Here is a 6,574-nt window from a genome sequence, read left to right as displayed (position 1 = left end):
CCCCCCCCCCCCCCCCCCCCCCCCCCCCCCCCCCCCCCCCCCCCCCCCCCCCTCTCCAAACCAAACGCCCCCCCCCTAGATTAGCGAGTGTCTCGTGGGCTCGGAGATGTGTATAAGAGACAGGGACGGGAGTCAGCGGATGGTCTTGCGGGAGGTGATCTGGCCGGTGTCGAAGCCGAGGAGGTGCAGGCCTCCGTGGAAGCGGGCGTGCTCGATCTTGAGGCAGCGGTCCATGACGACGGTCAGGCCCTTCGACTCGCCGTACTCCGCGGCCTCCTGGTTCCAGATCCCCAGCTGCACCCACACGGCCGGCGCACCGACCGCGACGACCTCGTCGATGACGGCGGGGAGATCGCCCGGCTTGCGGAACACATCCACGATGTCGGGCACCTCCGGAAGCGACGCGAGGTCCGGGTACGCCTTCTGACCGAGGATGGTGTCGGCGTTCGGGTTGACGAAGTACACCCGGAAATCGCTCGACTGCTGCAGGTACGTCCCGACGAAGTAGGAGGAGCGGGCGGGATTCGGAGAAGCGCCGACGATCGCCACCGACTTCGCGGAGCGCAGGAGCTTGAGGCGTGCCTTCGCGTCCGGTCCGGCCCAGGTGCGCTGCGACTTCAGCAGCTTCGCCAGCGGCGAGTCCGCCGGTACGGCGCAACTCAGACCGTTCGCGAGCTGGACCTCGGTGGTGGAGCCGGACGTGGTTGAGTCGGACGTGCGCGCGCCGTCCGGAATCGTGCCCGACGCATCCGTTGCGGTCGTCATGCTGCTTTCCCCTCCTCGACGGCGACGCTGAGCGCCTGATCCAGGTCGTAGATGATGTCCTCGACGTCTTCGATGCCGACGCTGATGCGCACCACACCGGGCAGGACGCCCGCGTCGTGGAGCTGCTGCTCGTTCAGCTGCGCGTGGGTGGTGGAGGCGGGATGAATCACCAGCGTCTTCGCGTCGCCGATGTTCGCCAGGTGGCTGGCGAGGTCGACCGACTCGATGAACCGCTGTCCGGCCTCCCGGCCGCCCTTGACCACGAAGCTGAACACGCTGCCCGGCCCCTTCGGGAGGTACTTCTGCGCGCGTTCGTGGTGCGGATGCCCGGGCAGGCCCGCCCAGAGAACCTTCTCGATGCGGGGGTCGGCATCCAGCCACTCGGCGACCGCTCGCGCGTTGTCGACGTGAGCCTGGACCCGGTACGGCAAGGTCTCGACGCCCTGCGCGAGCAGGAACGCGGAATGCGGCGCGAGCGTCGGGCCGATGTCGCGCAGCTGCTCCGCCCGCAGACGGGTGAGGAAGGCGTACTCGCCGAAGTTGCCGGACCACTGCAACCCGCCGTAGGTCGGTACCGGCTGCCCGAACAGCGGGAACTTCGAGGAGTGCCAGTCGAACCGGCCGCTCTCGACCACCACACCGCCGAGGGTGGTCCCGTGGCCGCCCAGGAACTTCGTGGCCGAGTGGATGACGATGTCGGCACCCCACTCGATCGGCCGGTTGAGGTAGGGGGTCGCGATGGTGGAGTCGATCGCGAGCGGGATGCCGGCCGCGTGGGCGACCTCCGCCAATCCCTCGATGTCGGCGATCTCCCCGGACGGGTTCGCGATGGTCTCGGCGAACAGGATCTTCGTCCTGTCCGTGATCGCGGCGGCGTAGTCGGCCGGGTCGGAGCTCTGGACGAACGTGGTCTCGACGCCGAACCGGCGCAGGGTCACATCCAATTGGGTGATGGATCCGCCGTACAGGTTGGCCGAGGCGACGATGTGGTCGCCGGCGCCGACGAGCGAGGCGAACGTGATGTACTGGGCGCTCAGCCCGGAGGCCGTCGCCACCGCGCCGAGGCCGCCCTCGAGGCTGGCCACGCGCTCCTCGAAGGAGGCGACGGTCGGGTTCGCGAGGCGGGAGTAGACGTTGCCGTACTTCTGCAGGGCGAATCGGGCCGCGGCGTCGGCCGTGTCGTCGAAGACGAATGCGCTCGTCTGGTAGATCGGCAGGGCTCGCGCGCCGGTCACCGGGTCGGGGATGTTGCCCGCGTGGATCGCACGCGTGCGGAAGCCGTACTCACGATCTGCCATGCCGTCACGCTACCCGACCGTCCCCGCGCCGGTCCTGCACCCGTAACACACTGCAACTCCGCCTCCTCGATGGCGGGAGAGGGCTCAGCGCGTCGAGAGCCAGACGGCGGCGAGGGCCAGGACGGCGATCAGGGCCCACGAGATCACGCCGGTCGCCAGCGCCCGCCAGCCGGTGCCGACGAGCGTCCGCAGGCGGACGGCGGTTCCGAGCCCGAACAACGCCATCGCGAGCAGCACCGTCTGCAGAGTGTCCGCGGCATCCGTCACGACCGGTCCCACCGGGAGGAACGTCCGTGCCAGCACCGCGACGATGAAGCCGGCGATGAATAGGGGGAGGATCGGCGGGCGCTTCACGCCGGGGTCGCCCTCGACGTGCCTCCGCCGCTCCACCACCGCGGCGATCGCGACCATCGGCGCGAGCATCAGCACGCGGGTGAGCTTGACGACGACCGCCACCGCGAGCGCGCCGGCGCCCGCGATCTGCGCGGTCGCCACGACCTGGCCGACGTCGTGCACGCCCGCGCCCACCCAGTGCCCGAACTGCCGCGCATCCAAGCCGAGTGGATGCCAGAACAGCGGCAGGACGAAGATCGCGAGCGTCCCGCACAGGGTGACCAGGGCGACCGGCGTGGCCGCCTCCTCGTCCTTGGGCTTCACGACGCCGCTCATGGCGCCGATGGCCGAGGCGCCGCAGATCGAGAAGCCGGTAGCGATGAGGAGCGGCTGGTGCCCGGGCAGCCGGAGCATCCGTCCGATCCAGAACGTCCCGGCGAAGCTCAGCAGCACGACCGCGACGGTCGTCGCGATGGCGACCCAGCCGAGCCCGGCGATGTCGCCCAGGCTCAGCTTGAGTCCGAGCAGGACGACGCCCACGCGCATCAGCCGCTTGGCGCTGACGGACAGCCCGGGAGCGAGCCGTCCGAGCAGCGCGGGGCGCGCCACGGGCAGCTGACCCACGACGATCCCGAGAACGACGGCCGCTGTGAGCAGCGGGACGGCCGGCATCAGCCAGTGCACCGCCCAGGCGACGGCCGCCGCCAGTCCGCACACCGCGAGGCCGGGGAGCCAGGCGAGCGGGACACGGACGGTGGGGGATGGCGTGCTCACCCGATCCATTCTGGCGAGGATTCAGCCGGCCGCGCGCCGACCGCCGCGCCGCGCGCCGATAGCCGGCCGCCGATCAGAGTGACGACAGCAGCTTCGTCCCCTCCGGAACCCCGAGCCCGGTGCACGCATCCCACCCCGCTGACGCCTGGTACGCGCCGTTGTCGCCGGTGACGATATCGCGGAACCCTGCCGCCACCTGGCCGGCGGGCACCGAGTCGTAGAGCGTCGGCTGCAGGAGTCCCAGCGGCCGCCCCGTGGACTGCACCAGCCGCGCGACCAACGCCGCCCACAGGGGCGCGACCGCGCTGGTGCCGCCGATCACCGTGTCCCGGCCGTCGACCCGGACGCGGTAGCCGGTCTGCGGATCGGCGACCGCGGAGACGTCCGGCACCCCGCGTCCGCCGGGACCGTTCGCGGGGCCTCCCGCGTCCGTCCCGTCCGCACCGGAGGGCACACCCGCCCGGGCCTGCCAGGACGGCAGCGGGAACACCGCGCTGACCCCGCCGCCGGTGGCGCCGTTGCCCGCTCCGTTGTTCCACACCGTCTCCGACCGGACAGCGCCGGTCGAGGCGTCCGCATCCAGCCGGGTGCCTCCGCAGGCGAGTGCGTGCGGCGACGAGGCCGGGAAGTCGACGTGCGGCTTGCCGTCGCCGACACGGTCGCTGCTCCCGTCGTCGCCGGCTGCCGCCGTCGTGGTGACCCCGAGCGCTGCGGCGTCCTGCAGCGCCTGGTCGAAGGCCATGCGCGCCTGCGCCGTCCACTGGTCCTCGGACTGCCCCCAGCTGATGCTGATCGCAGCAGGAGTCGGGTCGGCGTGCGCGGCCGTGCTGACCGCATCCAGGAATCCGGCGTCGGTGTTGGGCGCGAAGTACACGACGATGTCCGCAGCCGGGGCGAGGGCCCCGACGACCTCGATGTCGAGCATCACCTCGCCATCGGCGCCGTTCGGATCGCCCCCGGGCACATTGGAGCCGCCATCCACTCCGACCGCCCGCACCGACGGGGTGGGGATGCCCAGCCCGCCGAAATACGCGTCCAGATCGGACTGCACGTACCCTCCGCCGAGCTCGATGATCGCGACGGTCTGCCCGCTGCCGTCCGTCCCCTCCGGGAACGAGTACACCGTCCCGAGCTGGGGCGGCGTGTAGCTCGTGCTGACCGCGGCGGCCGGGACGTAGCGGAACTGCGCGCGCGCCTGCGGCCGGTCGTCGAGGCCCAGCACGGCGGTCACGACGCCGTCGAGGGCCGCCGGGATGCTGAGGCCGCCCGAGCGCTGCCGGTACGCCGTCGCGTCGTCGCCCTCATGCGCCCGGGTGGACCGCGCGAGGTCGGTGCCGAAGACGCGGGCGATGGTCTGCACCGGGCCGGAGACGCGCACGCGGCGTGCCCCGGCATCCACCTCGTCCACGGTCACGCCGAAGGCTTCGAACGTGCTGCGGACCAGCTCCACATCCTCCGGGGATGCGCCGTACCGCTCCGCCAGCTCGTCGCGGGTCAACGGGGTCGTGAAGGCGTCGTCGGGAAGTTCGGCACGGCGCCGCAGCACCAGCGTCGCCTCCACCGGGGAGTCGGGCGCGAGTCCGCCGTGCGACCGGAAGCCCGGCCGTTCCGGGCGCTCGCTTCCGGGAAGGGGGACGAGGTCGAGGGGCTGATCGCTCATACCACTCGGTCTACCACCGGCCGCCGACACGGCACGGCTCGGACCGGCGCGTCGTCACACCCAGCTGGGCAGCCACATGTGGATCTGCCAGAACCAGAACGGCACCGTCTGCCCGATCCAGATCGGCCAGAAGAACGCGCTCACCAGCGCGGCGGCGACGAGGAAGACCCCGGTCCAGACGATCCCCGTCGTCCGACGCGGCCGGGGGTCCGTCCGGCTCCCCAGGACCATCGCGATCACCGCCGTGAGCGCCAGGATCAGGTACGGCTCGAACGAGATCGCGTAGAAGGTGAAGATCGTGCGCGCCATGTACAGCCACCACGGCAGGTACCCGGCGGCGAGACCGGTCAGGATCAGCCCGATCCGCCAGTCGCGCGACCGGACCAGCCAGTACACCAGGAACAGGATCGCGGCCGTCCCCGCCCACCAGATCAACGGGTTGCCGAGAGAGGTGATCGCGGCGGAGCACGAGCTGTACGCGCAGCCCAGCTGGCCCTGCGTCGTGCCGACGTAGTACATGCTCGTCGGCCGGAGCATCAGCGTCCAGCCCAGCGGATTGGACTGGTAGGGATGCGGCGTGTGCAGGTTGATGCTGTAGCCGTACATCTGGGTCTGGTAGTACCAGAGGTTCTGCACCCAGTGAGGCACCCAGCCGAACGCTCCCGTCCACTGCGCGTGCGCCGACTCCGCCCAGTTCCGGTAGTAGCCGTTGGAGGAGAAGATCCAGCCCGCCCAGGTGGCCACGTAGGCGACGAAGGCGAGCGGCACCATGAGGACGAACGTGGCAGGAGCCTGCTTCAGCAGCGCGCCGCTGATCGGGAACGGGAGGGCCTCCCGATGGCGCGCCACCGCATCCACGATCACGACGTAGACGGCGAAGAAGGCGAGGAAGTAGAAGCCGGTCCATTTGACCCCGGCGCACAGCCCGCAGAGGATCCCGGCCGCGATCAGCCACGGACGCCACCACAGGACCGGCCCCCACGCCGGATCGCGGCCCGACGAGCGCTCAGCGGCCACCCGTGCGGACAGCCGGTCCGCCGCCCACCGGCGGTCGAGCAGGATGCAGCAGAACGCGAGCAGTGCGAAGAACATCACGAAGTTGTCCAGGAGCGCCACCCTGCTCATCACGATGGCGTGCCCGTCGATGGCGAAGAGGAATCCTGCGATCGTCGCGATCATGGTGGAGCGGAACAGCATTCTCGCGACGAGGAAGACGAGGAGGACGGCGAGCGTGCCGGCGATGGCGGTGGAGACGCGCCAGCCGAACGAGTTGCCCGGCCCCGTGGCCGCCATCCCGAGCCCGATCAGCCACTTGCCGAGCGGTGGATGTGCGACGAACGACGGATCGGAAGAGAAGATCTGCGTCTGGCCCGCCGCGAAGCGCGCGTCGGCGTGGTCCGGCCAGCTGCCCTCGTAGCCGAGGTTCCAGAGGCTCCACGCATCCTTGACGTAGAAGGTCTCGTCGAACACGAGAGTGTGCGGCGCGCCCAGGTTCCACAGTCGCAGGACCGCCGCGAGCAGCGTCACCGCGATCGGAGCACCCCACAGCCACACGCGCAGCCGCGTCGGGGTTCCGAGGACACGCCCCCACCAGTCGTCCAGGCGGCTGCCGAGCCGGGGCGCAGCCCGGTGCGCGGCCGGAATATCGGCCGGACGGTCGGCGGGAGGAGCGAAAGTCACCAGGCCATGTTAAAGGCGCAGGCTATGCCTGCATGCATGGCCGGCATTCGGGCGCGCGAGCGGC

Annotated in this window: 5 protein-coding genes; all 5 read right to left on the bottom strand. The window is 71.0% G+C overall.

All coding sequences use genetic code 11. The features are described 5' to 3' along the window. Positions 1-132: 132 nt before the first annotated feature. The 5 genes from ACPYOG_RS10520 to ACPYOG_RS10500 all read right to left on the bottom strand — a co-directional run bounded on the left by ACPYOG_RS10520 (position 133) and on the right by ACPYOG_RS10500 (position 6,510). Positions 133-633, bottom strand: a complete 501-nt coding sequence (locus tag ACPYOG_RS10520) for a CoA-binding protein (protein WP_481294176.1) — start codon at positions 631-633, stop codon at positions 133-135. A gap of 128 nt (positions 634-761) precedes the next feature. After that, complete coding sequence (locus ACPYOG_RS10515; protein WP_481294175.1) at positions 762-2,063, bottom strand: O-acetylhomoserine aminocarboxypropyltransferase/cysteine synthase family protein; 1,302 nt, start codon at positions 2,061-2,063, stop codon at positions 762-764. An 84-nt stretch (positions 2,064-2,147) separates the two neighbouring features. Further along, positions 2,148-3,170, bottom strand: a complete 1,023-nt coding sequence (locus ACPYOG_RS10510) for a YeiH family protein (protein ID WP_481294174.1) — start codon at positions 3,168-3,170, stop codon at positions 2,148-2,150. A 73-nt stretch (positions 3,171-3,243) separates the two neighbouring features. Further along, positions 3,244-4,830 (bottom strand): S53 family peptidase, encoded by a 1,587-nt coding sequence (locus ACPYOG_RS10505; protein ID WP_481294173.1) that lies wholly within the window; start codon positions 4,828-4,830, stop codon positions 3,244-3,246. A 54-nt stretch (positions 4,831-4,884) separates the two neighbouring features. Next, a complete protein-coding gene (locus tag ACPYOG_RS10500) occupies positions 4,885-6,510 on the bottom strand; it encodes a dolichyl-phosphate-mannose--protein mannosyltransferase (protein WP_481294172.1) in 1,626 nt (541 codons plus the stop codon). Positions 6,511-6,574 lie beyond the last annotated feature (64 nt).

Source organism: Leifsonia sp. HAY1-4F (genome assembly GCF_056755275.1).
This window is presented reverse-complemented; position numbering and strand designations above follow the sequence as displayed.

What these genes read in the sequence shown, in the direction of transcription:
- ACPYOG_RS10505 (WP_481294173.1), bottom strand. Translation starts at nt 4,830, where the DNA reads ATGAGCGATCAGCCCCTCGACCTCGTCCCCCTTCCCGGAAGCGAGCGC.
- ACPYOG_RS10515 (WP_481294175.1), bottom strand. Translation starts at nt 2,063, where the DNA reads ATGGCAGATCGTGAGTACGGCTTCCGCACGCGTGCGATCCACGCGGGC.